Source organism: Pseudonocardia sp. NPDC049635, assembly GCF_040659795.1.
Lineage (GTDB): Bacteria > Actinomycetota > Actinomycetes > Mycobacteriales > Pseudonocardiaceae > Pseudonocardia.
On sequence record NZ_JBFAON010000001.1, the window covers coordinates 339,253 to 362,546 of the forward strand.

A 23,294-nucleotide genomic window follows, 5' to 3' on the forward strand; every position below is an offset into this window, starting at 1 on the left:
CCGGTGCCTGCCCATGTGCGCGAACCGCCTCCCCACGACGTTCCGGTGCGACCGAGCGTCGAGTCTGGACCAGACGACCGCGTTCGGCCACCCCGGACGGGTGAGTCACGTGCCCCGGTTCAGCGGACCGGACGGTCAGGCGAGCGCGGCGTGGAGCCGTGCGAGGCGGTCCTTCCGCTCGGCGCGCAGGGAGAGCGCGGTCTCCAGGTCGACCTCGACGAAGCGGGTGCGTGTCCGTGGCGCCGACTGGGCGACGACGTCCAGATCACCGGAGATGACCGTCGCCACCATCATGTAGCCGCCGCCGGACACCGCGTCGCGGTGCAGGATGATCGGCTCCACCCCGCCCGGCACCTGGATCGAGCCGATCGGGTAGGGCGAGTCCACGATGTTCGACGGGTCCTGCCCGGCCCCGAACGGCGGCTCCCGGTCGACCGTCTCCAGGGTGCCGCCGGAGTAGCGGAACCCCATCCGGTCGGCCACCGGCGTCAGCGTCCAGGTGGTGTCCAGGAAGGTGGCCCGGCCGTTGTCGGTGAGCCGGTGGTCGTAGAGGCCCATCACGACGCGCACCTCGACGTCCTTCGAGGTCGAGATGCGCAGGTCCTCGGGCACCACCAGGCCGGCCCGCCCGGACCCTGCGGACCCGACCGGCAGCACGTCGCCCTCGGCGATCGGGCGTCCGTCGACCCCGCCGAGCGAGCCGATCACGTAGGTGGAGCGGCTGCCGAGGTCGACCCGGGTGTCCAGGCCTCCGGCCACCGCCAGGTAGGCCCGTGCACCGGCCTTGAGGTAGTCGAAGTCGAGCACGTCGCCCTCGGCGACGGTGAACGACTCCCACTGCGGGCGGGTCTCCCCGTTCACCCGGGGTGCGATCGCCGCACCGGTCACGGCGACCACGGCCGGACCGGTGAACCGCAGCTCCGGTCCCATGTAGACGATCTCGAGGGCCGCGTCGTCCGGCGAGTTGCCGACCAGCGCGTTCGCCGCGGCGAGCGAGTACTGGTCCAGCGCGCCCGAGGGCGGGATGCCCAGGTGGTAGTAGCCCGACCGGCCGCCGTCCTGCACCGTGGTGGACAGGCCGGGCTTGCGGACCTCGATCGACGTCGTCGCGCTCACGTCAGGACCTCCAGCAGGCGCTTGTTGTAGCCGTCCGGGTCGTCCAGGAACGGCTGCAGGTCGAACTCCACCGGCCGGGCGGTGATCCGGTACTCCCCCGCCTCGGCCTTCGCCTGTGCGTCGTCGTACTCGTCGCGGTCGATCGGCCGGAACTTGACCATGTCACCGGGCCGCATGAACACCTTGTGGTCGGTGAAGTCGGGCTTCGTCTGGCGCGGGTCGTAGATCGGCGCCGGGGTGATCCCGAACATCTGGTAGCCGCCGGCCCCGCGCACCGAGTAGATGCAGGAGAAGCAGCCGCCGTACCCGACGGTCTGCTTCGGGGTGTCGGTACGCGGGCGCAGGTACTTCGGCACCAGGATCTGCCGTTCCCGCGGCACCATCTGGTACTTGAACGGCAGCCCCGCGACGAACCCCACCATCGAGGTGAACCACGGCGAGCCCGAGTGGGCGGCGATGAACTCGTCGACGCCGGCGTAACCGTTGATCCGGGCCGCGTACTCGATGTCGGTGGCTTCCGGGTCCTGGTGGCGGTCCCGGAAGCGCAGCAGCGTCTCGGTGGTCCACGGGTCCTGGTAGAGCACCGGTAGCTCGACGACCCGGCAGTTCAGGGTCACCCCCAGCGCGTCACCGACCCGCGCCTCGAGGGCCTTGAGGTGTTCCAGCAGGCGGTGCGGCTCCAGCACGTCGGGGTCGTAGCGCACCTGGTAGGACGCGTTCGCCGGGCAGATCTCGAGGATCCCGTCCGGTCGTTCCTCGGCCAGCAGGTTGGTGATCGCGACGGCCTTGAAGTTGGCCTGCAGGCTCATCTCCTCGGCCAGCTCGACGAACACGAACTCGTCGCCACCCCAGCTGTAACGGGCGCTCATGAGGTCTCCTTCCGTTCGGCCAGCCACTGTTCGAGGGTCCCGGTGTGGAAGTCCGCCGCACCGACCCACGGCTCGGCGGCCAGCTCTCGGAGCAACCCGGCGGTGGTCGGGATACCGGCGACGGTGAACTCGTCGAGCGCGCGCCGGGAACGGGCCAGCGCCTCGTCCCGGTCCGCGCCCCAGACGATCACCTTGGCCAGCAGCGAGTCGTAGTAGGGCGGCACGGTGCCGTCGGGCTCCAGCCAGGTGTCGCAGCGCACCCACGGCCCGGAGGGAACGGTGATCCGGCCGACCGCGCCGGGCTGGGGCATGAAGTCCTTCGTGGGGTCCTCGGCGCAGACCCGGTACTCGATGGCGTGCCCGCGGCGCTCGATGTCGTCCTGGGTGAAGCGCAGCGGCTCACCGGCCGCGATCCGCAGCTGCTCGGCGACCAGGTCGATCCCGGTGACCAGCTCGGTCGTCGGGTGCTCGACCTGGATCCGGGTGTTCATCTCGATGAAGAAGAACTCGCCGGACCGGTCGTCGACCAGGAACTCGACGGTGCCCGCGGAGGTGTAGCCGACCTCCCGGCACAGGTTCACCGCCGCCGTGGTCATGGCCTGCCGGGTCTCCTCGGAGATGCCCGGCGACACCGCCTCCTCGACGACCTTCTGCCGGCGCCGCTGCAGCGAGCACTCCCGCTCGAACAGGTGCACGGCGTCGGAGCCGTCACCGAGCACCTGGACCTCGACGTGCCGGGCCCGCTCGACGAACCGCTCCAGGTACATGGTGCCGTCCCCGAACGCCTTCTGCGCCTCGGTGGAGGCCTGCCCGAACGCGCCGCGCAGGGACTCCTCGTCGTGCACCACCCGGATGCCGCGGCCGCCGCCACCGGCGGCGGCCTTGAGCATCACCGGGTAGCCGGTCCCGCGGGCGGCCTCGACGGCGGCGTCGACGCCCTCCACCCCGCCCGGGGTGCCCGGAACGGTCGGCACACCCGCGGCGCGCGCGACCTCGCGGGCGGCGACCTTGTCCCCCATCTTCTCGATCACCGATCCGGCCGGGCCGACGAAGGTCAGTCCGGCGTCGGCGACGGCGCTCGCGAACGAGGCCCGCTCGGAGAGGAACCCGTAGCCGGGGTGCACGGCGTCGGCACCGGTCTCCTTCGCCGCGGTCAGGATCGCGTCGGCGACCAGGTAGGACTTGGACGCCGGCGAGGGCCCGATCTCGACCGCGGTGTCGGCGAGGCGGGTGTGCAGCGCGTCGCCGTCGGCCTTCGAGTGCACCGCGACGGTCGGGATGCCGAGGTCGCGGGCGGCTCGGATGATGCGGACGGCGATCTCGCCGCGGTTGGCGACGAGCAGCTTTCTCATCGGTGACGCCCCTCAGCCGGTCTCGACGACCGCCACCGGCTGACCGGCGTCCACTTCGTCCTCGTCGCCGACCAGGAACTCGACGACGGTGCCGGACGCCCCGGCCGGGATCTGGTGGAACGACTTCATCACCTCGACCAGGCCGACCGTCTGGTCGTCGGTGACCGTGCTGCCGTTCTCCGCGAACGGCGGGCTGTCCGGGTCGGGCCGTCGGTAGAAGACGCCGGGGATCGGGGAGACGACCTCGTGTCGGGGCACGTACTTACTCCTCAGCTCAGGTAGGGCTTCAGTTCAGATACGGCTTGAGGGCGGCGTGGACGGCTCGGGCCAGCTCGACCGCGTTCGGGGTGTCGGAGTGCACGCACACCGAGTCGGCGCGCACGGTCAGCTCCTTGCCGTTCACCGAGGTGGCCTTGCCCTCGGTGACCGCCCGCAGGGCGCGCTGGGCGGAGCGTTCCGGGTCGAACGCCTCGTGCTCGCGGGTGATGATCAGCGACCCGTCGTCGCGGTAGTCGAGATCGGCGTAGTACTCGGCGATGAAGCCGGCACCGCGGTCGCCCCACACCTGCTCGTGCACGGTGCCGGCCATCCCCATCAGGGGTGCGCCGAACACGTCGGCCGCGTCCGCGATCGCCTCGGCGATCTCCGGGTCCCGTGAGGACATCCCGTAGAGCGCCCCGTGCACCTTCACGTGGTTGAGCTCCATGCCCTCGCCGCGCAGGAACCCCGACAGCGCTCCGATCTGGTAGACGACGGCGGCCGTGAGCTCCTCCCGGTCCAGTTTCATCTCGCGACGCCCGAAGCCCTCGCGGTCGGGCAGCGACGGGTGCGCGCCGACCTTCACCCCGTGGCGCTTGGCGAGCTTCACGGTCCGGGTCATCACCCGGGGGTCGGACGCGTGGAACCCGCACGCCACGTTGGCGACGGTCACGAAGGGCATGAGCCCTTCGTCGTCGCCGCAGTGGTAGATCGAGAACGACTCACCCATGTCGCAGTTGATGGCCACCATGTCCCGGCCTCCTTCCTACGGTCTCAGGCAGTCTGCTCGCTCGCCCGTGTGATCGCCCGCCAGACGGCCTGCGGCGTGGCGGGCATGTCGATGTGGGTGACCCCGAGGTGGGCCACGGCGTCGATCACGGAGTTCACCACCGCCGGGGACGACCCGATCGCACCGGACTCGCCGATCCCCTTGACCCCCATCGGGTTGGTCGGTGACGGCGTGACGGTCTGCTCCAGCTCGAAGTTCGGCAGGTCGGTCGCCGCGGGCACGGTGTAGGAGGCCAGGTTGCCCGCGGTGGGGTTGCCCGCCTCGTCGAACGTGGCGTGCTCGTAGAGCGCCTGGCCGATGCCCTGGGCGATGCCGCCGTGCAGCTGCCCCTCGACGATGGTCGGGTTCACCACGACCCCGCAGTCGTCGACGGCGACGTAGCGGCGGATGCGGGTGAAACCGGTCTCGGTGTCGACCTCGGTCACGCAGATGTGGGTGCCGAACGGCCAGGTGAAGTTCGGCGGGTCGAACGCCGAGTCCGCGGTCAGGTTCGGCTCCATGCCCTCGGGCAGGTTCGCCGCCAGCGACGCGGCCCCGGCGACCTCCTGGATCGTCACCGACGGCCCGGCCGTGCCGGCGACCTGGAACTTCCCGCCCTCGAACTCCAGGTCGGACTCGTCGGCCTCCAGCAGGTGCGCGGCGATCAGCCTCGCCTTGTCCAGCACCTTGCCCGCGGCCAGGTGCACCGCGGTGCCGCCGACGGCAAGGCTGCGCGAACCGTAGGTGTCCCGGCCGAAGGGCGCGATCAGGGTGTCGCCGTGCAGCACCTCGACGTCGTCCGGGTGCACACCGAGGCGGTCCGCGACGATCTGCGACCAGGCGGTCTCGTGGCCCTGGCCGTGCGGCGACGTGCCGGTGACGACCTCGACCTTGCCGCTGGTGGTCATCCGGACGGTCGACTGCTCCCAGCCGCCGGACTGCAGCCGCACCCCGGCCGCCACCTTCGACGGCGAGAGGCCGCCGGACTCGGTGAAGTTGCCGAAGCCGATGCCCAGCTGCACGGGGTCGCCGGACTCGCGGCGCTTGCGCTGCTCGGTGCGCAGCGCCGCGTAGTCGGCGAGCTCCATCGCCCGGCGCATGCAGGTCTCGTAGTCGCCGGAGTCGTACTGCACGCCGGAGGGGACCGTGCGCGGCTCGTCGAACTTGGGGTGCAGGTTGCGCAGCCGCACCTCGGCCGCGTCCATGCCCAGCTCGCGGGCCAGGTCGTCCATGATCCGCTCGTGGCCGTAGGCGGCCTCGGAGCGGCCCGCGCCGCGGTAGGCGTCGGTGGGGGTGAGGTTGGTGAACACGCCGCGGCAGGTGAAGGAGTAGCTGCCGAAGTCGTAGAGCCCGCAGAAGGTGAAGGCGCCGAACACGGCGATGCCCGGCGTGAGCAGCTGCAGGTAGGCGCCCATGTCGGCGAGCAGCTCCACCTTCATCCCGAGGATCGTGCCGTCCTTCGTGGCGGCGACCGAGATGTCCTGGATCTGGCCCCGGCCGTGCGTGGTGGCCTGGTGGTGCTCGGAGCGGGTCTCGGTCCACTTCACCGGCGCACCGAGCCTGCGGGCCAGGACGAGGGCGAGGAACTCCTCGGCGTAGACGTTGAGCTTCGCGCCGAAGCCGCCGCCGACGTCGGGTGCGACGACCCGGATCTTGGTGTCGGCGATGCCGGTGACCGCGGACAGGATGTCCCGGACGAAGTGCGGGACCTGGGTGGCGGTGTAGACGGTGAACCCGCCACCGACCTGGTCCGGGACGCAGACCACGGCGCGCGGCTCCATCGGCGAGGGAACGACCCGCTGCTGCAGGTACCGCCCGGACACGACGACGTCGGCCTCGGCGAACGCGGCGTCGACGTCACCGGTGGCCAGCGGCCAGGTGTAGCAGTGGTTGGTGCCCAGCTCGGCGTGCACCAGCGGCGCCCCGTCGGCCAGCGCGTCGGCCATGTCGACGACGGCGGGCAGCTCGTCGTACTCGACCTCGACGAGGTCGGCGGCGTCGCGGGCGGCCCGAGCGCTGGTCGCGAGCACCACGGCGACACCGTCGCCGACGTGGTTCACCTCGCCGCGGGCCAGCGGCCGGTGGTCCGGGATCTTGATGTCCTCGGTGACCGGCCAGCCGCACGGGATGCCGGCCAGGAACTCGTGGTCGATGTCCTCGGCGGTGAGGACCGCCCGCACGCCCTCCTGCTCGCGCGCGGCAGCGGTGTCCACCGAGACGATCGTCGCGTGCGGGAGCGGGCTGCGGACCACCGCCATGTGCAGGGTGCCCGACGGCGCGATGTCGTCGGTCCAGGTCGCACGCCCGGTCAGCAGGGCCGGGTCCTCCTTGCGGGGCAGGCTCGTCCCGACGTAGCGCGGTGCGGTGCTCGCGGGCGCGGTGGTGGTCACGCTCGAACTTCCCTTCGACGACGATCCGTGCCGGACAGCGTGATCCACGACACGGGGTCGCGGTAGTGTCCGGATCGTCGAGTTCAGAGTTCGCGACACTCCAACATGTCAGGGAGCACCGTGCCGGTCACCTTGCGGGATCTGTGTGCCGACCGCACCCTCGGTCTGCGGACCGCGTGTCCCGCCGCGGATCTGGAACGTCGTATCTCCTGGGTGCACTCGTCCGAGCTGCACGACCCCACCCCGTACCTCGACGGCGGCGAGCTGTTGTTGACCACCGGGCTGGGCCCGGCGGCCGATCCGGCCGGGTACGTCCGGCGGGTCGCCGCGCACGGGCTGGCGGCCCTGGGCTTCGGCACCGGACTGGGCCACGACGAGCACCTCCCGGCCGTCACCGCCGCCTGCGGGCACGAGGGACTGCCGCTGGTCGAGATCCCCGAGCGCACCCCGTTCCTCGCGCTGACCAGGGCGGTGACCGAAGCCCGGGCAGCCGAACGGTACGCCGAGGTGGTGCGGACCGACGAGGCGCAGCGGGCGCTGACCGCGGCCGCACTGGGCGACGACCGGGCCGGGAGCACCGGCCGCGTGCTGGACCGTCTCGCCGAACGGCTGGAGGCATGGGTGCTGGTGTCCGACGCCGACGACCGGGTCCGCCACGCCGCGCCCCGCCAGGCGTCGCGGAGGGCGTCGACGCTGGCCGGTGAGATCGCCCGGGTGCGCGAGCATTCCGGCCCGTCGAGCGTCACGGTGACCGCGGCCGGCGGCGGCCAGGTCGTGCTGCAGCCGGTGCGACTGATCGGCCCGGCCGTGCTCGTGGTCGGTCGGGACCGGCTGTTCAGCCCGGTCGACCGGCAGGTCATCGGGTCCGCGGTCTCGGTGCTGACCCTGGCGCACGCGCGGACCGCCGCCGCCGGCCGGGCCGAGCAGCGGTTACGGACCGCTGTGCTGCGGACCCTCGCCACGCTGCCGGACTGCGGCGCCGAGCAGGTGCTGGCCGACACCTGGGGCCCACTGCCCGACGGCGAGCTGGTGGCGATCGCGCTCGGCGGTCGCCCCGCAGCCGGCCGGCTGGACGTGCTCGTCGACGCGCTCGAACGGGCCTCGGTCGGGTTCCACGCCGAGCTCGACGGGCAGGTCGCCGCCGTCGTCGGGGCGGACGCGGTGGAGCCGGTGCTGAGCCTCGCGGCGCGGGTCCGCGGCGTCCGCGCCGGGATCTCCGATCCCGCACCGGTGACCTGCCTCGGGCGGGCGCTGCGGGAGGCGGGTCGTGCGCTGGACGCGGCCGAGCGCCGGGACCGCGCGGTGATCCGGTTCGCCGACCTGGCCGGCAGCGGACTCTCCGCGCTGATGGTCCCGGAGGACGCCGCCGCGTTCGCCGAATCGGTGCTCGCCCCACTGGTGCGCCACGACACCGATCGCCGCGGTGACCTGGTCACCTCGCTGCGCGAGTGGCTCGCCCACCACGGCCAGTGGGACCCGGCCGCGGCCCGCCTGGGCGTGCACCGGCACACCCTCCGGTCCCGGATCGAGAAGGCCGGCGCACTGCTCGGACGTGACCTGGACTCCCCCGGTGTGCGGGCCGAGCTCTGGTTCGCGCTGCACGCGCCGGACCGGCCGACCCCTTGACCTGAAGTGAACTAGAGCTCCTAGCGTCGTCCGGGCCGGGTGGAGAGGCCACCCGCCCGTCCTCGCAGGAGCAGACATGACCATCACATCGGCCGGACCGGACCACAGCGGGACCGACGAGCCGGTCCGGCTCGCGGTGCTCATCGGGAGCGTGCGGGCCGGCCGCCACGGACCGACCGTCGCACGCTGGTTCACCGGCGAGATCGCCGGACGCGACGAGGTCGCCGTCGACCTGGTGGACCTGGCCGAGGCCGATCTCCCGCCCGGGATGGACCGCGACCCCGATCCCGGCCTCGGTGCCCGGCTCGCCGCCGCGGACGCGTTCGTCGTCGTCACGCCGGAGTACAACCACTCCTATCCGGCCGGCCTGAAGGCGGCGATCGACGCCTTTCACGCCGAGTGGGTGGCGAAGCCGGTCGGGTTCGTCAGCTACGGCGGCCGCTCCGGTGGGATCCGCGCGGTCGAACACCTGCGGACGGTGTTCGTCGAGCTGCACGGCGTGCCGGTGCGCGACGCCGTCAGCCTGCCCGACTACTGGACGCTCTTCGACGACGACGGCGCCCTCACCGACGAGGCCACGACGCAGGCCACCCGGGTGCTCACCGACCAGCTGGTGTGGTGGGGCCGGGTCCTGCGCGAGGCCCGGTCCCGGCACGGTCAGCTCGTCTGAGCGCCCGGCGGCGCGACGGCACCGCCACCGGCCGGCGCCGACCAGCCCCCGACCGGCCTCGATCGGGGCTGGTCGGCCCCGGTCAGGGCGATCAGCGCTGGTCGAACACCGCGGTGACCGGCCCGTCCGAGCGATAACCCTGCCGCTGCAGCCAACCGTCCAGCTTCGATCGGACGACCCGCAGCTCCGGGCGCCGGTGCGGCTCGGTCCGCAACGCCTGCTTGAGCAGGGACAAGTGTGCGGTCCGGCTGGGCAGGTGGGTCAGCCTGGCCCCGGCGGCCGCCGCGCGGAGCCCGGCGACGGCATCGCTCGACTCACCGCGCGGAGGCTGCCCGCTCAGCGCGAACGACACCGCGGCCGCCAGCTGCCACCCGTCCGACGCCGGTGACGCGGGCTTCCCGGCCGCCGTCTCGGGGGCCAGGTAGTCGGGCGTGCCGAGCACGTAACCGGTCTGGGTCAACGTCGAGTCGCCCTGCTTGCGCGCGATCCCGAAGTCGATCAGGTGCGGATGGCCCTGCGGGTCGACCACGATGTTGCCCGGCTTGATGTCGCGGTGCAGCACGCCGGACCGGTGTGCGGTGTCCAGCGCGCCCGCGATGCCGGTCCAGATGCGGGCGGCGGAGATGTCGTCGAGCGTGCCCCGCTCGCCGACGAGCTGGCCCAGCGACATCCCGTCCACGTACTGCATGACGATCACCAGACCGTCCATCCCGCGCAGGCCGGGATCGGAGGAGGCGTGCAGCAGGTCGTAGATCTCGACGCAGCACGGGTGCCGCATCGACCCGAGTGCGGCGGCCTCCCGGCGGATCCGCTCCTCGGTCTCCGGGTCGGCGGCGTGCGCCGACTTGACTGCCACGGTGTGCCCGAGCTTGGCGTCGTGGGCCAGCCAGACACCGCCGAATCCGCCCGCGCCGAGCCGCTTGAGCAGCCGGAACCGCGGGGCCCGGGGCGGCCCGCCCGGCGCCGGCGCGACCAGCGTCGGTGTGCGCGGCGGTGGCCCGGGCGGAACCGGTGGCGGGTAGGGCCCACCGGAGCGGGGCCCCCGCATCGGGCCGGCCGCGGGATGCGCGGCGGGCCCGGACGGTGGGTTCGCCACCGGGGCGGACGGCGGCGGCCCGGCGGGCGGCGCACCGAAGCCGACGTAGGGGGCGGCCTGCGCCACCGACGGCGCCCCGGAGCGCGACGGGATCTCGACCGGGGCCTCGGGTTCCCGGCGGGTGAACCGTGCGGCGAGTCGTTCCGCCACGCTCGGGGTGGCGCTGACCTGCGGGACCGGGGACGAACCCGGCGCCCGCCCGGCCCGCGACGAGCCGGCGGCCACCGGCGTGCCGTTCCGGGGCCCGGGCGGCGCGTCACGACCCGCCCGGATCTGCTCGATCCTGGCCCGCGACGGCGGCGGGAACATCGGTACGACCAGCACGCCGAGCAGGCTGCCGCCGAGGATTCCGATCCACAGGTGTTCGGCGGTGCCCGCGGGCACCGCGGCGGTGAGCACGATCAGCGAGAACAGCGGGAGCCAGAAGAGCTTGGCGGGCCAGCGCGGCCCGCGGCGCAGCGCGGTCCGGGCCTGGACGGCGACCAGCATCACGGCCAGCAGCGGCACGATGCCGAGCAGCACGATCGCCGTCACCGAGGTGACGACGTCGTCGCCGCCGATCGCTCCGGCGACGCTGCCCCGGCCGAGGTAGCTGCTCTGGGTGCCGACGAGCTCGCAGGTCGTGACCCGGATCGAGTCGGTCGCCGACGCAGTGAGCCCGGACACCACCGGGTCACCGGCCGTGGCGCGGGCGAACACGCCGCCCGCACCGACGAACACCGCGAGCGGCAACAGGCCGGCCGCGAGCACGCCGATCCCGCCGATGAGCACCGACTCGGCGAAGGTGTAGCCCGACGACGAGCCGGACCCGATCCGGCGCCGGATCAGCGCGACCAGCACCGCCCCCGTGGTGGGCAACAGGCCGGCCAGCACGCCCAGCGCGGTGACCGACCACGCCCAGTCGCCGGGACACACGTCCGGGATGCCGAGCCCCCGGATGCCGTTCAGCACTCCGGCGACGAGCGCCACCAGCGCGTCCACGCCCGTACCTACCCCTCGTCACCGGTTCCGCCGAGCCCGGACGGCGAACCGGCCGGACCCCCCACTATGGCATCACCGGGGCGACGCGCCGCCCGCGCATCGTGTGCGCGGAGGCCGCTGCCGGCCGCGGGAGGTCAGCGCAGGAACAGATCGAGATCGGTGTTGAAGCGGTCGAGCAGGCCGGCGAGCGATTCCCGGTCGGAGTCCGGCCAGTGCGCGATCACGTCGCGCAGCGGCGCCAGGCGTGCGGCCCGCACCTGCTCGCGGGCCGCCATCCCCGCCGGGGTGAGCTCGACGCTGACCGATCGCGGGTCGCGCTCGTGCGGCGAGACCTCGACCAGGCCGGCCCGGGAGAGCCGGGACACCTGGCGGCTGGCGGTCGGCTTGCTGACGCCGAGCTTGCCGGTCAGGGCGGTCAGCGAGAGCGGGCCCTCGTCGTCGAGCAGCATCAGGACCGGGTAGGTGTAGCGGTCCACGGCCTCGTTCGATCCGTAGCCGTCCGCCCAGACCGATTCCATCGTCCGTCGGACGAGCAGGGTGATCTGCTTCTCCAGGGACTGCAGCGAGTCCTCGGACCGGGTGGAGCGCTCGACGGCGTCGAGGTCGTCGCGCTCGACCGTGGTGACACTGCCGACGGTCATGTCGTCGTCAATCGGGCTAATCGGACGTTCCGTCATGTTTTGAATGCTACACACGTTGCGGACCGCAATATTAGGGTTCGCAATCATGTAAGAGGATCGAAAGGTTCCTGGCATGCGTTGCACTGTTCGGGCTAATAGCGATTGCACCTCGACTTGTCCGTATGGCCCTCGCCCCGGGGCGTCTGGTTCGGTGCAGGGGCCCCGACGACGAGAGGACGGCCCGTGGGCCTCACCCGATCCGGCGGACCGCTGTCGCCGTACGCGCCGACGACGGTCAACTACGCGCTCGACGGTCCCGCGCACAAACTGCTGATGCACCCCTTCCCACGCCGCGTCCGGGCGGTCCTGGGCGGGCACACGGTGCTCGACACCCGCAACGGGTTCCTCGTGCACGAGTCCAACCTGCTGCCGGTTCTCTACGTCCCCGAGGCCGACCTGGACGCCTCCGTACTGACCGGGAGCGCGCACACCACGCACTGCCCGTTCAAGGGCGACGCCGCCTACCGCTCGCTGCGGGTGGGCGACCGGACCGTCGTCGACGCCGTCTGGCACTACCCGGAACCGGTACCCGCCGCGGACTGGCTGCGCGGGCTCGCCGCGCTCCGCTGGGACGCGGCCGACGCCTGGTACGACGAGGACGAGCAGGTCTTCGCCCACCTCACCGACCCCTACACCCGGATCGACGTCCGGCCCACCGGCCGGCACGTCGTGGTCGCGCACACCACGGCCGACGGTGTCCGCACGGTGCTCGCGGAGTCGGGCCGGCCGTTCGTGCTGTCCGAGACGGGTCTGCCCAACCGCTGGTACCTGCCGCGGTCCGACATCGCGGTGGACCTGACCCCCGCCGAGGGCCGGACCCGCTGCCCCTACAAGGGCGAAGCCGCCTACGAGCACGCCGAACTGCCCTCGGGCGGCCGGATCGCGGACGCGTTCTGGCACTACCCGCGGCCGCTGCCGGAATCGAGCAGGATCACCGGGTTGCGCAGCACCGCCGGTGGCCGCCGGGACGACGGCTCGGAGGTCACCGTGACGGTCGACGGCGAGCCGGCCTGACCCTGCGCCCGGTCAGTCCTCGTCGGGGACGAGCAGTGCCTCCAGCGCGGGCAGCGCTGCGACCAGTGCTTCCCGCTGCGCCGAGTCGAGCCGGTCGAGCCGCCGCGCGATCAGCGCATTGCGGTGGCTGCGGATCTCCCGCAGGCAGGACCGGCCGGTGTCGGCGATGCTGACCAGCACGCCCCGCGCGTCGCCGGGGTCGGCCGCCCGCGCCACCATGCCCTGCTCGTCGAGCGCGGACAACACCCGGGACATGGTCGGTGCGGTCACGCCCTCCCGCCGGGCCAGCTCGGAGAGCCGCAACGGGCCGTGCTGCTCCACGGTGACCAGGGTGGACAGCTGCAGCGGTGGCAGCGTCTCGCTCCCGTCGATCCTGATCCGCCGGTTGAGCCGTCCGATCACCAGTCGCAGCCGGGCTGCGAGCTCCTCGTCCCGGGCGTCCAACCCGCTGGTCACGGTCCCGCCGCCGGAGTCAGCTCCCATTGGGACATCCTGCCAGCCGGGCACCGGGCACCGGCACCGGCCCTGCCGCGGGTCAGAGCTTGCGCAGCCGGACCCGGGTGACGTTGTGGTCGGGGCCCTTGGTCAGCACCAGGCTGGCCCGGGACCGGGTCGGCAGAATGTTCTGCTCCAGGTTCGGGGCGTTGATGGAGGCCCAGATCGTCTCGGCGCGGGCGACCGCGGCGTCGTGGTCGAGCTCGGCGTAGCGGCGGAAGTACGACTGCGGGTCCCGGAACGCGGTCTCCCGCAGGCGCAGGAAGCGCTCCACGTACCAGCGCCGTACGTCCGCCGTGGCGGCGTCGACGTAGACCGAGAAGTCGATGAAGTCCGACACCGTCAGCGCCCCCGCGGTGGCCGGTTGCAGCACGTTCAGGCCCTCGATGATGAGGATGTCCGGGCTGCGGACCACGAGCTCGGCGTCCGGGACGATGTCGTAGACCAGGTGCGAGTACACCGGCGCCGTCACCGCGGGCCGTCCACCCTTGATCTCCGAGACGAACCGCAGCAGCTTGCGCCGGTCGTAGGACTCCGGGAAGCCCTTGCGTTCCATCAACCCGCGCCGCTGCAGCTCGGCGTTCGGGTACAGGAACCCGTCGGTGGTGACGAGCTGGACGTTCGGGTGCTCCGGCGAGCGGGCCAGCAGCAGCCGCAGCAGCCGGGCCGTGGTCGACTTGCCGACCGAGACCGATCCGGCGATCCCGATCACGAACGGGGTGCGGGCGCTCGCCGCACCGAGGAACCGCCGGTAGGCGCGGTAGAGCCGGCCGCCCTCCTCGACGTGCAGGTTCAGCAGCCGCGACAGCGGCAGGTAGACCTCACGGACCTCGTCGAGATCCACGAAGTCGCCGAAGCTGCGCAGCTGGTCCAGCTCCTCGGCGGACAGCGGGACCCGGGTCGAGGAGGCCAGCTGCGACCACGACCGGCGGTCGAAGTCGACGAACGGGGACGCGCTGCCCCTCGCCAGGCCGGACGGTCTGCGTCCCCGGTACTGCGGGGCGGGATCGGACGCCGCCGCCGTCACTGGGTCACCGAGGTCAGCGCGTACTCGACGACCTGGGCCGGGCTGACGAGCACGTGCACCACGGCGTCGGCGACGACCGCAGGGTCCAGACCGACCGCGGCCAGCCGCTCGCTGTAGCGGTCCCGCAACGGGCCCGGTGGCCAGTCGTCGACGAGCCCGGTGCGCACGAAGCCGGGCGAGACGGTGGTGACCCGCACGCCGCGGGGAGCCAGCTCCATCCGCAGGCCCTCCGAGACCGCGTGGACGGCGTGCTTGGAGGCCGCGTACACGGCGCCGGCCGCGGTCGGCACCCGGCGCCCGGACATCGACGAGATGGAGACGACAGCCGGGTCGACCCCCACCTCCAGGTGCGGCGCCGCCGCCCGGGTGAGCACCAGCAGCGCGACGACGTTCAGGTCGAACATCCGCCGCCACTGCTGCGGCGACACCACCGGATCACCGCCCGACGCCGGGACGACCTCGCCGGCGTGGAACACCCCGGCCGCGTGCACCACCGCGTCCAGCCCGCCCAGCGCCGCGATCGTCGCGCCGACCGCGGGGACGACGGCGTCGTCGTCGGTGAGGTCGACCGGCACCGCGACCGAACCGGCCAGTTCCCCGGCCAGCTCGTCGAGCCGGTCCGCCCGGCGGGCCAGCAACCCGACCCGGGCACCGCGCGCCGCGAGCGCCCGGGCCGTCGCCTCGCCGATGCCGGCCGAGGCGCCGCTCACGAGCACCCGGCGACCGGCCAGGGGCGACCGGCCGGGATCGCGTCCCGGTGTCGCGGGCGGGGGCGTCGTCGCCGTGGTCATGGCAGACCAACCTAGACCCCGGCCGGGCGGCGCACGGCGTGACATGACTCGCAGCTCGGCGAGGTGCGCCGGCACCGGGCTGCTGGGCGTCGGCCACCTGGCGCATCCCGCGCCCTCGTCCCCCGCGCCCGGTGGTCCGGAGCAGCCTCCGGGTGGCCGTCCTGCTCCGACCGTCCGGGACGACCGATCACGTCCCGGGCACCCCGCCCTGACGCCCGGTCGGGCCGCTGCGGCCCGTACCGTCGGTCCCGTGGCCGAGCCGACCCTGGTGCTGGACGGGCCCGGATGGCGGGCCCGCGCGCAGGCGCACCGGCGGCGGGTGGCCGGGTGGACCGGCCCGCACCGGGACCGGCGCCGGCGCGGCGAACCGCACCCGGTGTGGGACTTCCTGTTCACCTACTACTCGCACCGGCCCGCCCAGCTGGAACGCTGGGACCCCGGCCCGGGAGTACTGCTCACCGGTGAGGGTGCGGAGGGGTTCTGCGACCGGCCCGGTTACCGGCGCAGCGGCGACGGGGTGCTGCTCGACCCGGCGGAGCTCCCGCAGCGGCTGCGCACCACCGCCGCGTTCGTGCACCGGCTGCTCAGCGCGACCCGCTCCCGGGAGCCCCGGCTGGGCTGCTTCGGGTTGCACGAGTGGGCGATGGTCTACCGCACCGAACGGCCGCGGCACGGTTCGGTCCCGCTGCGGCTGGGCGCCGCCGGGACCGACGCCGTCGTCGAGTCCCAGCGGATCAACTGCTCGCACTTCGACGCCTACCGGTTCTTCACCGACGCCGCCGCGCCACGCAACTCGCTGGCGCCCACCCGGGAGACCCAGGTCGAGCTGGAGCAACCGGGCTGCCTGCACGCGACGATGGACCTCTACAAGTGGGCCTACAAGCTGGCCCCGGCGGTGCCGTCGGAGCTGGTCGCCGACTGCTTCGAGCTGGCCGCGGACGTCCGCGAGCTGGACATGCGGGCCAGCCCCTACGACCTCGCCGCATACGGGTTCAGCCCGGTGCGGATCGAGACCTCCGACGGGCGGGCCCGCTACGCACGGGCTCAGGCCGGGTTCGCCGAGCGCGCCGCGCCGCTGCGGGACCGGTTGATCGAGCTGGCGGCGGACGTGCTCGACCCGCCCGGTTGAGGGTCGATCGGCTCACCCGGCGACCAGCCGGTCGACCGCCTCCGGTGCGAACACCGTGCGGGTGACCAGCCGGGCCAGCCCGAGCGGGATGGCCCGCGGGCCGAGGGTGCTGGCCTCCACCACCGGCCGGGCACGCTCGCTGACCGCGTCCAGGATCCGGGCGCGCACCCCGTCGACGACCACGGGCAGCTCACCCAGCACGCCACCGAGCACCACCCGGTGCGGGTTGACGGTGGTCACGGTGGTGGCCAGCGCGGCGCCGAGCACGTCCGCGGCGGTGGCCAGCTCCGAGGCAACGCGCGGTTCTCCCGCCGCGGCGACCAGATCGTCGAGCGTGCGGTGACCGTCGCCACCGAGCCTGCCGAGCAGCGCCCGGCCCGAGGAATAGGCGGCCAGGCAGCCGTACCGGCCGCACCGGCAGACCGGTTCGGGTCCTGGCCCGCCCACCCGAACGTGCCCGATGTCACCGGCGATCCCCGTGGCACCCCGCATCACGTCGCCACCGACGACGATGCCGCAGCCGATGCCGGTCGCCACCTTCACCGCGACCAGCGTCTCGTCGTCGGACCGGCTCTCCCCGACGGCGGCGGCCCGGGCGTCGTTCTCCACCACCACCGGGAGGCCCCACCGGCGGCCCACGGTCGCCACGACGGCCTCGGGCGCCCACCCGGGCAGCGGGGTCACCGGCAGCACCATCCCGGTCGCCGGATCGACCGCCGCCGGGATGCCGATCCCCACGCCGGCCGGCCGCTCCCCCGGGCCGCCGCCGGCCAGCAGTGCGTCCCCCGCGTCGAGCGCGGGCCCGAGCACCGCGTCCGGGCCGTCGGTGAGCCGGCACCGCAGCTCGGCGAACCGCAGCTCGGTCCCGGCGAGGTCGGTCACGCTGACCCGGACGTGGGTCTGCCCGATGTCCACGGTCAGCACGACCCGGCCGCGGTCGTCGAACCGGATCCGGCGGGCCCGCCGGCCGCCGGTCGCGCCGAGGCTCTCCCCCTCGTAGACCAGCCCGTTCCTGGTGAGCGCGTCGAGCCGGGTCACCAGGGTGCCGCGGGACATACCGGTCTCCTCGAGCAGCTGCGCCCTGGACAACCCGCCGCGCTCGCGGACCAGCGCCACCAGTGCGCCGTGGCTCGCCACCACCGTCATCCGTCCCCCGTCCGGTTGACATCCCCCACTTCTGTCCGTTCAATGTACCGAAGTTTTCCGTCCACCGATTGAACAAAAGAACGGGGTCAACGATGACGCCAGTCGCGTTGTCCCGCCGCGCGTTGCTGGGGGCCGCTCTCGGTCTCCCGTTGTTGTCGGCGTGCGCGGGCTTCGACACCAGCGGCGCCGCCGGTGCCGGGTCGGTCGGGTTCCTCTCCACCCAGTTCACGCCGGTCGAGGAGCGCCGGCGCTACGAGCAGGCACTGCGCGAGCACCTGCGCGTCGACGTCGCCTACAACCCGGTCGAGGCCGGGGTGTTCGTCACCACCATCCGCAGCCAGGTCGAGTCGGGCCGGGTCGGCACCGGCCTGGTCGGCGGCCTGCACGGTCACCTGGCACCGGTCGCCGATCAGCTCGACGACGTCGACGACCTGCTGGCCGACCTGACTGCAGCCGGATATTCCGACGACGTGCTGTCCCTGGCGCGGTTGGGCGGCGCAACCGCGAAGTACGTGCCCTGGATGCAGGCGACCTACGTGGTGGCCGTGCACCGGCGGGCGCTGGACCACCTGCCGCCCGGGGTGGACGTGCAGCATCTCGACTACGACGGCTACCTGCGCTGGGCGCAGGCCGCGGCCGCCGCCGAAGGACGGCCGGTGTTCGGCATCCCGGCCGGCCCGAACGGACTGCACCACCGGTTCCACCAGGGCTACCTGCTGCCCAGCTTCACCGGCGGGCAGATCACCACCTTCACCACGCCGGACGCCGAGAACGCCTGGGAGTACCTGCGCGAGCTGTGGGCCGTGACCGCGCCCGCATCGACCAACTACGACTTCATGCAGGAGCCGCTCGCCCGCGGCGAGGTTCTCGTCGCCTGGGACCACGTCGCCCGGCTGGTCGGCGCGGTCGACCAGCACCCCGACGAGTGGCTGATGGTGCCCGCCCCGCGCGGGCCGAAGGGGCTCGGCTACATGCTCATCGTCGCCGGTGTCGGGCTGCCCCGCGGGGGCGCCGAACGGGAGCTCGCCGAACAGGCGATCCGTGGCCTGTCCGATCCCGCCCTGCAGGTGGAGACGCTGCGGCAGAACGCGTTCTTCCCGGTCGTGCGCACCGAGCTGCCGACCGACCTGCCGGCCGGGATCGCCCTGGAGTCGGCCGCGGTGCGCGCCCAGCAGGAGGCCGAGGACGCGATCCTGGCGCTCCCGCCGGTCGGGCTCGACTCCCGGGACGCCGAGGTCAGCCAGGTGTTCGCCAACTGCTTCACCCGGATCTGCCTGAACCGGGAGCCGGTCCGGGCGGTGCTCGGCTCGGAGGCCCGGACGCTGTCCGCGATCCTCGACGAGCTGCGCGTGCCGTGCTGGGCCCCTGATCCGGTCGCCGACGTCTGCGAGGTGGGCTGATGAGCGCCACGATCACCCGGGAGGCCCCGCCGCACACCGGCGGCCCACCGGTCCGGCCGCGCGCCGTGCCGTCGGTGGTCTGGCTGGTCGGGCCGTCGGTGGTGTTCATGGCAGCCCTGTTCGGCTGGCCGGTCGTGCAGGGCGTGCTGCAGGCGTTCACCGGCGCCGACGGCGGCCTCACCGGCGAGCACGTCGCCCGGATGGTCGCCGACCCGTACTTCTGGCCCGCCGTGCGCAACACGCTGCTGCTGATCGTGGTGCTGATCCCGGTGCAGTTCGCGTTCGCCGTGACGATGGCACTGCTGCTGCGGGCCCGGCCACGGTTCGCCGGTGCCTACTTCTACCTGTGGGTCATCCCGCTCGCCGTCTCCGACCTGGCCGCCGGCCTGGTCTGGCTGGCGGTGTTCACCGACCGCGGCTATCTCAACTCGGCGCTCGCCACGATCGGCCTGGAACCGGTCGCCTGGCTGGCCTTCGACGATCCGGTCTCGCTGTTCGTCTGCGTGTTGGTCGCCGAGCTGTGGCGGGCCACCTCGCTGGTGCTGGTCATCGTGGTCGCCGGGCTGCAGGGCATCCCGAAGGACTACGAGGAGGCCGCCGCCGTGTTCGGCGCAGGCCCCTGGGAGCGGCTGCGCCGGGTCGTCCTGCCGCTGCTGCGCCCGAGCCTGCAGGTCGCGCTGATCCTGCGCACCATCCTGGCGTTCCAGACCTTCGCCGTGGCCCAGGCACTGACCGGGCAGAACTTCCCGCTGCTGGTCGGCGAGACCTACCGCTGGTACACGGGCCTGCAGAACCCGAACGTCGCCGCGGCGCTCGCCCTGGTCGTGCTCGTCATCTCGATGCTCACCTCGCTCGTCTACCTGCGCGCCCTGCGGGAGTCCCGATGACCGTCCAGCCCCACCGGCCCGCCCTGCCCGACCGGTCCGTCCGGCCCGACCCGGCCCCGCTGCGCGCCCGGCGCCGGGCCCGGATCGCGCTGCAGGCCGCCTGCCTCGCGATCACCGCGTTCATGGCGGTGCCGCTCTACCTGATCGCGCTCGCCGCGCTGTCCAGCCGGGAGTCGCTCAACCGGTTCCCGCTGTCGTTCCTGCCGACCGACCTGTCGGTGCAGACGCTGGGGACCTTCCTGACCTCGACCGGCGTGCTCGCGTCGTTCGGCAACTCGATGATCGTCGGCCTCGGGACGCTGCTGCTGTCCTCGCTGGTCGGAGTGCCCGCCGCGTACGCGCTGGCCCGGTCGACCTTCCGCGGCAAGGAGCCCTACCAGCTGTTCCTGCTGTTCACCAGGGCGCTGCCGATCGTCGTGCTGTCGGTCCCGCTGGCCCGGCTGTTCCTCACCGCCGGGGTGTACGACACGACCTACGCGGTGATCCTGCTGCACTCCGCGATCGCGTTGCCGACCACGATCCTTATCGTCGCCAGTGTGTTCGTCGCCGTACCGGTGGACGTCGAGGAGGCAGCCCGGGTGTTCGGCTGCACCCCGCTGCAGGCGTTCCGCACGGTCGTCGCACCGATGGCGCTGCCCGGCATCGCCGCCGCGTCGATCTTCACCTTCGTCATGAGCTGGAACGAGGTCCTGGGCGCCTCGATCCTCACGCTGAACCACCGGACGTTGCCCGCGCAGGTGCTCACCTCGCTCGCCGACTCGCCGCTGGCCTACCGGTTCGCCGGTGGGTTCGCCCTCGTCCTTCCCGCCCTGATCTTCATCGCGGTGATGCGCCGCTACCTGACCAACATGTGGGGGTCGACGATCCGATGAGTTCCGTCTCCATCAGGAACGTGCACAAGACGTACCCGGGCGGCACCGACCGGGCCACCGACGACGTCTCACTGGACATCGCCGACGGCGAGTTCCTCGTCCTGCTCGGGCCGTCCGGCTGTGGGAAGACCACCCTGCTGCGGATGCTCGCCGGTCTCGAGCTTCCCGACGGCGGCTCGGTCGAGATCGGCGGCCGCGACGTTACCTATCTGCCGGCGCACCGCCGGAACCTGTCGATGGTCTTCCAGTCCTACGCGGTGTTCCCGCACCGCTCGGTGCGCGACAACATCGCGTTCGGCCTGACCACCCGCCGCACCGCCCGGGCCGAGGTGGACCGGCGGGTGGCCTGGGCGGCCGACCTGCTGCAGCTCACGCCGTACCTGGACCGCAAGCCGGCCCAGTTGTCCGGCGGGCAGCGCCAGCGGGTCGCGGTCGCCAGGGCGATCGTGGTCGACGCCGACGTGCTGCTGATGGACGAGCCGCTGTCGAACCTGGACGCGCTGCTCCGCATGGAGTTCCGGACCGAGCTGAAGAAGATCGTCCAGGATCTCGGCGTCACCACCGTGTACGTCACCCACGACCAGGGCGAGGCGTTGTCGCTGGGTGATCGGGTGGCCGTCATGCGCTCGGGCCGGATCGTGCAGCTCGGCGATCCGCTGGCGGTCTACGACACCCCGTCCGAGAAGTTCGTCGGTGGCTTCCTGGGGTCCCCGCCGATGAACTTCCTCCCCGCGAAGGTCGGCCGGGAGGGCGACCGGATCGACGTCGCCGGTACGGACCTGACCGCCCCCGCGGCGCTGCGCGGTGCCGCCGGGCGGGACGTCCTGATCGGTGTCCGCGCCGAGAACATCGAGATCGCCGCGATCCGCGGGGACGCGCCCGGTGACACCCTCACCGCCCGGCTGGACGTGTGCGAACCGACCGGCTCCGCCGTCCTGCTCACCGTCACCGCGGGGGACCGGGAGCTGAAGGTGACCGCACCGGCGTCGTTCCGCGCCGATCCCGGCGACACCGTCCATCTACGCCTGCCACCGCACGCACTGCGCTTCTACGACGCCGCGACCCACCAGCTGATGGAGGACCGTCCCTCGTGAGCACCACAACCGCCGTCGATCCCGGGACGCTCCGTTCCGCCGCCGTCGAGGTCCTTCGCCGCAACGATCTCGGGACGATGACGACCGCCGCGCCCGACCTCTACCCGCACCAGTGGAGCTGGGACTCCGCGTTCGTCGCGATCGGACTGTCCCGGGTCGACGTGCCGCGGGCGGTCACCGAGCTGGAGTCGTTGCTCGCCGCTCAGTGGAGCACCGGGATGGTGCCGCACATCGTCTTTTCCCCGTCGTCGACCGACTACTTCCCCGGGCCGGACCGGTGGGGCACCGACGACGTGCCCGCCCGGCCGCCCGGATACCGGACGTCCGGCATCTGCCAGCCACCGGTCCACGCCATCGCGTTGCGACACATCCTCGACCGCGGCCGGGAGAACGGCGGGTCGGATGCGGCCGAGGCGGAGCGCCTGGTCGCCGGTTCGCTCGACGGCTGGCTCGCCTGGCACCGGTGGCTGGCCTCGGCGCGGGACCCGGACGGCGTCGGGCTGGTGGAGATTCACCACAGCTGGGAGTCCGGGTTCGACAACTCGCCGCGTTGGGACGCCCCCTACTCCCGGGTCGTACCCGGCCCGCTGCCGCCCTACCGGCGGCGGGACGTGCTGCACGTGGGTTCGGCCGGGGAACGTCCCACCGACACCGAGTACGACCGCTACCTGTGGCTGGTGGAGCAGATGCGGTCGGTCGGCTACGACGACGCGGCGACCTGCTCGGCGGTCGACTTCCGGGTGCGCGACGTGTTCTTCTCCGCCGTGCTCGCCGCCGCTGCCGGGACGCTGGCCGGCATCTGCGACGAGTTCGACCGGCCGGACGACGCAGCCGAGCAGCGCGGCACCGCCGCCCGGTTCCGCGCCGGCGTCGCGGCCACGGTGAACCCGACGACCGGGCTGGCTCGCGACTTCGACGTCCGCGCCGGTGAGTGGATCGGCGCCGAGACGATCGCCGGATTCGCCCCGCTGGTCGCCGGGGGCGAGCCCGGCCTGCTCGCCGCCCAGCGCGCGCTGCTGCGCTCGGCGCGCTGGGCGGGGCACCCCGGGCTGCGGTTCCCGCTGCCGCCCTCGACGTCACCGGAGAGCCCGGACTTCCGGGCCCGCACCTACTGGCGGGGCCCGGTGTGGCCGTTCCTGGTGCTGCTCCTCGGCTGGGCCGCCCGGCGAGACGGTGACGAGGCCCTGTACACCGATCTGCGGGCCGCGGCGCTGGCCCAGCTCACCGACCTGACGTTCGCCGAGTACTACGAGCCCTTCACCGGAGAGGCGCTGGGCAGCCGCGCCCAGGCATGGACGGCGGCCGCCGCCCTGGAGTGGCTCGGATGAACGGCCCCCGGCCGGTCAGGCCGGAACCACCTGGTCCAGCACACCGTCGCGGGCCGAGGCCACCAGGTCCGAGAACTGGTCGGCGCTCATCTGGATCCGCTGCCCGAAGTCGTCGGTGATCACGATCCGCTTCTCCGGGGCGGCGGTGTCGTCGACGTAGAGCTCCGGGCAGCCGCAGTTGCAGCTGCCGCAGAAGGTGGCGATGTGACGCATGCGGGTGCTCCCCTCTCGGACGGCGCGGACGGTCGTCCGCGCCGTCGGAAAGGTCGCCCCGGTGCGACCCCCGGTTCCCGGTGTCACCCGA

The 23,294-nt window shown here is 73.1% G+C and carries 22 protein-coding genes; 9 read left to right on the forward strand and 13 right to left on the reverse strand.

The genetic code is table 11. The features are described 5' to 3' along the window. Positions 1-135: 135 nt before the first annotated feature. The 6 genes from AB0J24_RS01605 to AB0J24_RS01630 are packed head-to-tail and all read right to left on the reverse strand — an operon-like array spanning position 136 to position 6,754. Positions 136-1,116: a biotin-dependent carboxyltransferase family protein gene (locus AB0J24_RS01605; RefSeq protein ID WP_358673752.1), complete on the reverse strand. Its 981-nt coding sequence runs from the start codon at positions 1,114-1,116 to the stop codon at positions 136-138. Beyond that, positions 1,113-1,985 (reverse strand): allophanate hydrolase subunit 1, encoded by an 873-nt coding sequence (locus AB0J24_RS01610; RefSeq protein ID WP_358673755.1) that lies wholly within the window; start codon positions 1,983-1,985, stop codon positions 1,113-1,115. The genes AB0J24_RS01605 and AB0J24_RS01610 overlap by 4 nt, the downstream gene beginning before the upstream one ends. Next, positions 1,982-3,337, reverse strand: a complete 1,356-nt coding sequence (locus AB0J24_RS01615; RefSeq protein ID WP_358673758.1) for an acetyl-CoA carboxylase biotin carboxylase subunit — start codon at positions 3,335-3,337, stop codon at positions 1,982-1,984. The genes AB0J24_RS01610 and AB0J24_RS01615 overlap by 4 nt, the downstream gene beginning before the upstream one ends. A 12-nt stretch (positions 3,338-3,349) precedes the next feature. Then, the gene (locus AB0J24_RS01620) at positions 3,350-3,595 is read right to left on the reverse strand and encodes an acetyl-CoA carboxylase (RefSeq protein WP_358673761.1); all 246 of its coding nucleotides are present in this window, start codon (positions 3,593-3,595) and stop codon (positions 3,350-3,352) included. Between the two features lie 28 nt (positions 3,596-3,623). Continuing rightward, complete coding sequence (locus AB0J24_RS01625) at positions 3,624-4,346, reverse strand: LamB/YcsF family protein (RefSeq protein WP_358673764.1); 723 nt, start codon at positions 4,344-4,346, stop codon at positions 3,624-3,626. A 23-nt stretch (positions 4,347-4,369) separates the two neighbouring features. Continuing rightward, the gene (locus tag AB0J24_RS01630; RefSeq protein WP_358673767.1) at positions 4,370-6,754 is read right to left on the reverse strand and encodes a xanthine dehydrogenase family protein molybdopterin-binding subunit; all 2,385 of its coding nucleotides are present in this window, start codon (positions 6,752-6,754) and stop codon (positions 4,370-4,372) included. Between the two features lie 105 nt (positions 6,755-6,859). Between AB0J24_RS01630 and AB0J24_RS01635 the strand changes: the two genes are divergently transcribed. Continuing rightward, positions 6,860-8,380: a PucR family transcriptional regulator gene (locus tag AB0J24_RS01635; RefSeq protein ID WP_358673770.1), complete on the forward strand. Its 1,521-nt coding sequence runs from the start codon at positions 6,860-6,862 to the stop codon at positions 8,378-8,380. 76 nt (positions 8,381-8,456) lie between these two features. After that, on the forward strand, positions 8,457-9,050 hold the full coding sequence (locus AB0J24_RS01640) for an NAD(P)H-dependent oxidoreductase (RefSeq protein WP_358673773.1): 594 nt from the start codon (positions 8,457-8,459) through the stop codon (positions 9,048-9,050). Positions 9,051-9,141: 91 nt separating this feature from the next. Here the strand turns inward: AB0J24_RS01640 and AB0J24_RS01645 are convergent, their stop codons facing one another. Next, entirely contained in the window at positions 9,142-11,127 is a 1,986-nt protein-coding gene (locus tag AB0J24_RS01645; protein ID WP_358673776.1) for a protein kinase, read from the reverse strand. Between the two features lie 134 nt (positions 11,128-11,261). Then, a complete protein-coding gene (locus tag AB0J24_RS01650; RefSeq protein WP_358673779.1) occupies positions 11,262-11,768 on the reverse strand; it encodes a MarR family transcriptional regulator in 507 nt (168 codons plus the stop codon). A gap of 222 nt (positions 11,769-11,990) precedes the next feature. On the opposite strand from AB0J24_RS01650, the gene AB0J24_RS01655 reads away from it, so the two are divergent. Next, on the forward strand, positions 11,991-12,821 hold the full coding sequence (locus AB0J24_RS01655; RefSeq protein ID WP_358673782.1) for a DUF427 domain-containing protein: 831 nt from the start codon (positions 11,991-11,993) through the stop codon (positions 12,819-12,821). 12 nt (positions 12,822-12,833) lie between these two features. On the opposite strand, the gene AB0J24_RS01660 is transcribed toward AB0J24_RS01655, so the two are convergent. The 3 genes from AB0J24_RS01660 to AB0J24_RS01670 are packed head-to-tail and all read right to left on the reverse strand — an operon-like array spanning position 12,834 to position 15,134. Then, the gene (locus AB0J24_RS01660) at positions 12,834-13,304 is read right to left on the reverse strand and encodes a MarR family transcriptional regulator (protein WP_358673785.1); all 471 of its coding nucleotides are present in this window, start codon (positions 13,302-13,304) and stop codon (positions 12,834-12,836) included. 52 nt (positions 13,305-13,356) lie between these two features. Continuing rightward, entirely contained in the window at positions 13,357-14,286 is a 930-nt protein-coding gene (gene coaA / locus AB0J24_RS01665; protein ID WP_358674356.1) for a type I pantothenate kinase, read from the reverse strand. Between the two features lie 53 nt (positions 14,287-14,339). Then, positions 14,340-15,134: an SDR family NAD(P)-dependent oxidoreductase gene (locus AB0J24_RS01670; RefSeq protein ID WP_358673788.1), complete on the reverse strand. Its 795-nt coding sequence runs from the start codon at positions 15,132-15,134 to the stop codon at positions 14,340-14,342. A 250-nt stretch (positions 15,135-15,384) separates the two neighbouring features. On the opposite strand from AB0J24_RS01670, the gene AB0J24_RS01675 reads away from it, so the two are divergent. Beyond that, positions 15,385-16,263: a 3-methyladenine DNA glycosylase gene (locus tag AB0J24_RS01675; protein ID WP_358673791.1), complete on the forward strand. Its 879-nt coding sequence runs from the start codon at positions 15,385-15,387 to the stop codon at positions 16,261-16,263. Between the two features lie 12 nt (positions 16,264-16,275). Here the strand turns inward: AB0J24_RS01675 and AB0J24_RS01680 are convergent, their stop codons facing one another. Further along, a complete protein-coding gene (locus AB0J24_RS01680; RefSeq protein ID WP_358673794.1) occupies positions 16,276-17,409 on the reverse strand; it encodes an ROK family transcriptional regulator in 1,134 nt (377 codons plus the stop codon). 92 nt (positions 17,410-17,501) lie between these two features. Between AB0J24_RS01680 and AB0J24_RS01685 the strand changes: the two genes are divergently transcribed. From AB0J24_RS01685 to AB0J24_RS01705, 5 genes are read left to right on the forward strand one after another with little or no spacing between them, the layout of a single operon-like run. After that, positions 17,502-18,809 (forward strand): extracellular solute-binding protein, encoded by a 1,308-nt coding sequence (locus AB0J24_RS01685; protein ID WP_358673796.1) that lies wholly within the window; start codon positions 17,502-17,504, stop codon positions 18,807-18,809. Continuing rightward, entirely contained in the window at positions 18,809-19,696 is an 888-nt protein-coding gene (locus AB0J24_RS01690; RefSeq protein WP_358673799.1) for a sugar ABC transporter permease, read from the forward strand. The genes AB0J24_RS01685 and AB0J24_RS01690 overlap by 1 nt, the downstream gene beginning before the upstream one ends. Then, the gene (locus tag AB0J24_RS01695; protein WP_358673802.1) at positions 19,693-20,568 is read left to right on the forward strand and encodes a carbohydrate ABC transporter permease; all 876 of its coding nucleotides are present in this window, start codon (positions 19,693-19,695) and stop codon (positions 20,566-20,568) included. Before AB0J24_RS01690 ends, AB0J24_RS01695 begins: the two co-directional genes overlap by 4 nt. Next, positions 20,565-21,662 carry an ABC transporter ATP-binding protein gene (locus AB0J24_RS01700; RefSeq protein ID WP_358673805.1) on the forward strand — a complete coding sequence of 366 codons (1,098 nt, stop codon included), beginning with the start codon at positions 20,565-20,567 and terminating at the stop codon, positions 21,660-21,662. The genes AB0J24_RS01695 and AB0J24_RS01700 overlap by 4 nt, the downstream gene beginning before the upstream one ends. After that, positions 21,659-22,990 carry a glycogen debranching protein gene (locus AB0J24_RS01705; protein WP_358673808.1) on the forward strand — a complete coding sequence of 444 codons (1,332 nt, stop codon included), beginning with the start codon at positions 21,659-21,661 and terminating at the stop codon, positions 22,988-22,990. Before AB0J24_RS01700 ends, AB0J24_RS01705 begins: the two co-directional genes overlap by 4 nt. Positions 22,991-23,005: 15 nt before the next feature. On the opposite strand, the gene AB0J24_RS01710 is transcribed toward AB0J24_RS01705, so the two are convergent. Beyond that, positions 23,006-23,203, reverse strand: coding sequence for a hypothetical protein (locus AB0J24_RS01710; protein ID WP_358673810.1), 198 nt, complete (start codon positions 23,201-23,203; stop codon positions 23,006-23,008). Positions 23,204-23,294 lie beyond the last annotated feature (91 nt).

Excerpts from the sequence above, each read along its gene's own strand:
- AB0J24_RS01615 (WP_358673758.1), bottom strand. The coding sequence starts at position 3,337 with ATGAGAAAGCTGCTCGTCGCCAACCGCGGCGAGATCGCCGTCCGCATC.
- AB0J24_RS01670 (WP_358673788.1), bottom strand. The coding sequence starts at position 15,134 with ATGACCACGGCGACGACGCCCCCGCCCGCGACACCGGGACGCGATCCC.
- AB0J24_RS01610 (WP_358673755.1), bottom strand. The coding sequence starts at position 1,985 with ATGAGCGCCCGTTACAGCTGGGGTGGCGACGAGTTCGTGTTCGTCGAG.
- AB0J24_RS01650 (WP_358673779.1), bottom strand. The coding sequence starts at position 11,768 with ATGACCGTCGGCAGTGTCACCACGGTCGAGCGCGACGACCTCGACGCC.
- AB0J24_RS01635 (WP_358673770.1), top strand. The coding sequence starts at position 6,860 with ATGTCAGGGAGCACCGTGCCGGTCACCTTGCGGGATCTGTGTGCCGAC.
- AB0J24_RS01680 (WP_358673794.1), bottom strand. The coding sequence starts at position 17,409 with ATGACGGTGGTGGCGAGCCACGGCGCACTGGTGGCGCTGGTCCGCGAG.
- AB0J24_RS01695 (WP_358673802.1), top strand. The coding sequence starts at position 19,693 with ATGACCGTCCAGCCCCACCGGCCCGCCCTGCCCGACCGGTCCGTCCGG.
- AB0J24_RS01710 (WP_358673810.1), bottom strand. The coding sequence starts at position 23,203 with ATGCGTCACATCGCCACCTTCTGCGGCAGCTGCAACTGCGGCTGCCCG.
- AB0J24_RS01685 (WP_358673796.1), top strand. The coding sequence starts at position 17,502 with ATGACGCCAGTCGCGTTGTCCCGCCGCGCGTTGCTGGGGGCCGCTCTC.
- AB0J24_RS01700 (WP_358673805.1), top strand. The coding sequence starts at position 20,565 with ATGAGTTCCGTCTCCATCAGGAACGTGCACAAGACGTACCCGGGCGGC.
- AB0J24_RS01690 (WP_358673799.1), top strand. The coding sequence starts at position 18,809 with ATGAGCGCCACGATCACCCGGGAGGCCCCGCCGCACACCGGCGGCCCA.
- AB0J24_RS01625 (WP_358673764.1), bottom strand. The coding sequence starts at position 4,346 with ATGGTGGCCATCAACTGCGACATGGGTGAGTCGTTCTCGATCTACCAC.
- AB0J24_RS01640 (WP_358673773.1), top strand. The coding sequence starts at position 8,457 with ATGACCATCACATCGGCCGGACCGGACCACAGCGGGACCGACGAGCCG.
- AB0J24_RS01660 (WP_358673785.1), bottom strand. The coding sequence starts at position 13,304 with ATGGGAGCTGACTCCGGCGGCGGGACCGTGACCAGCGGGTTGGACGCC.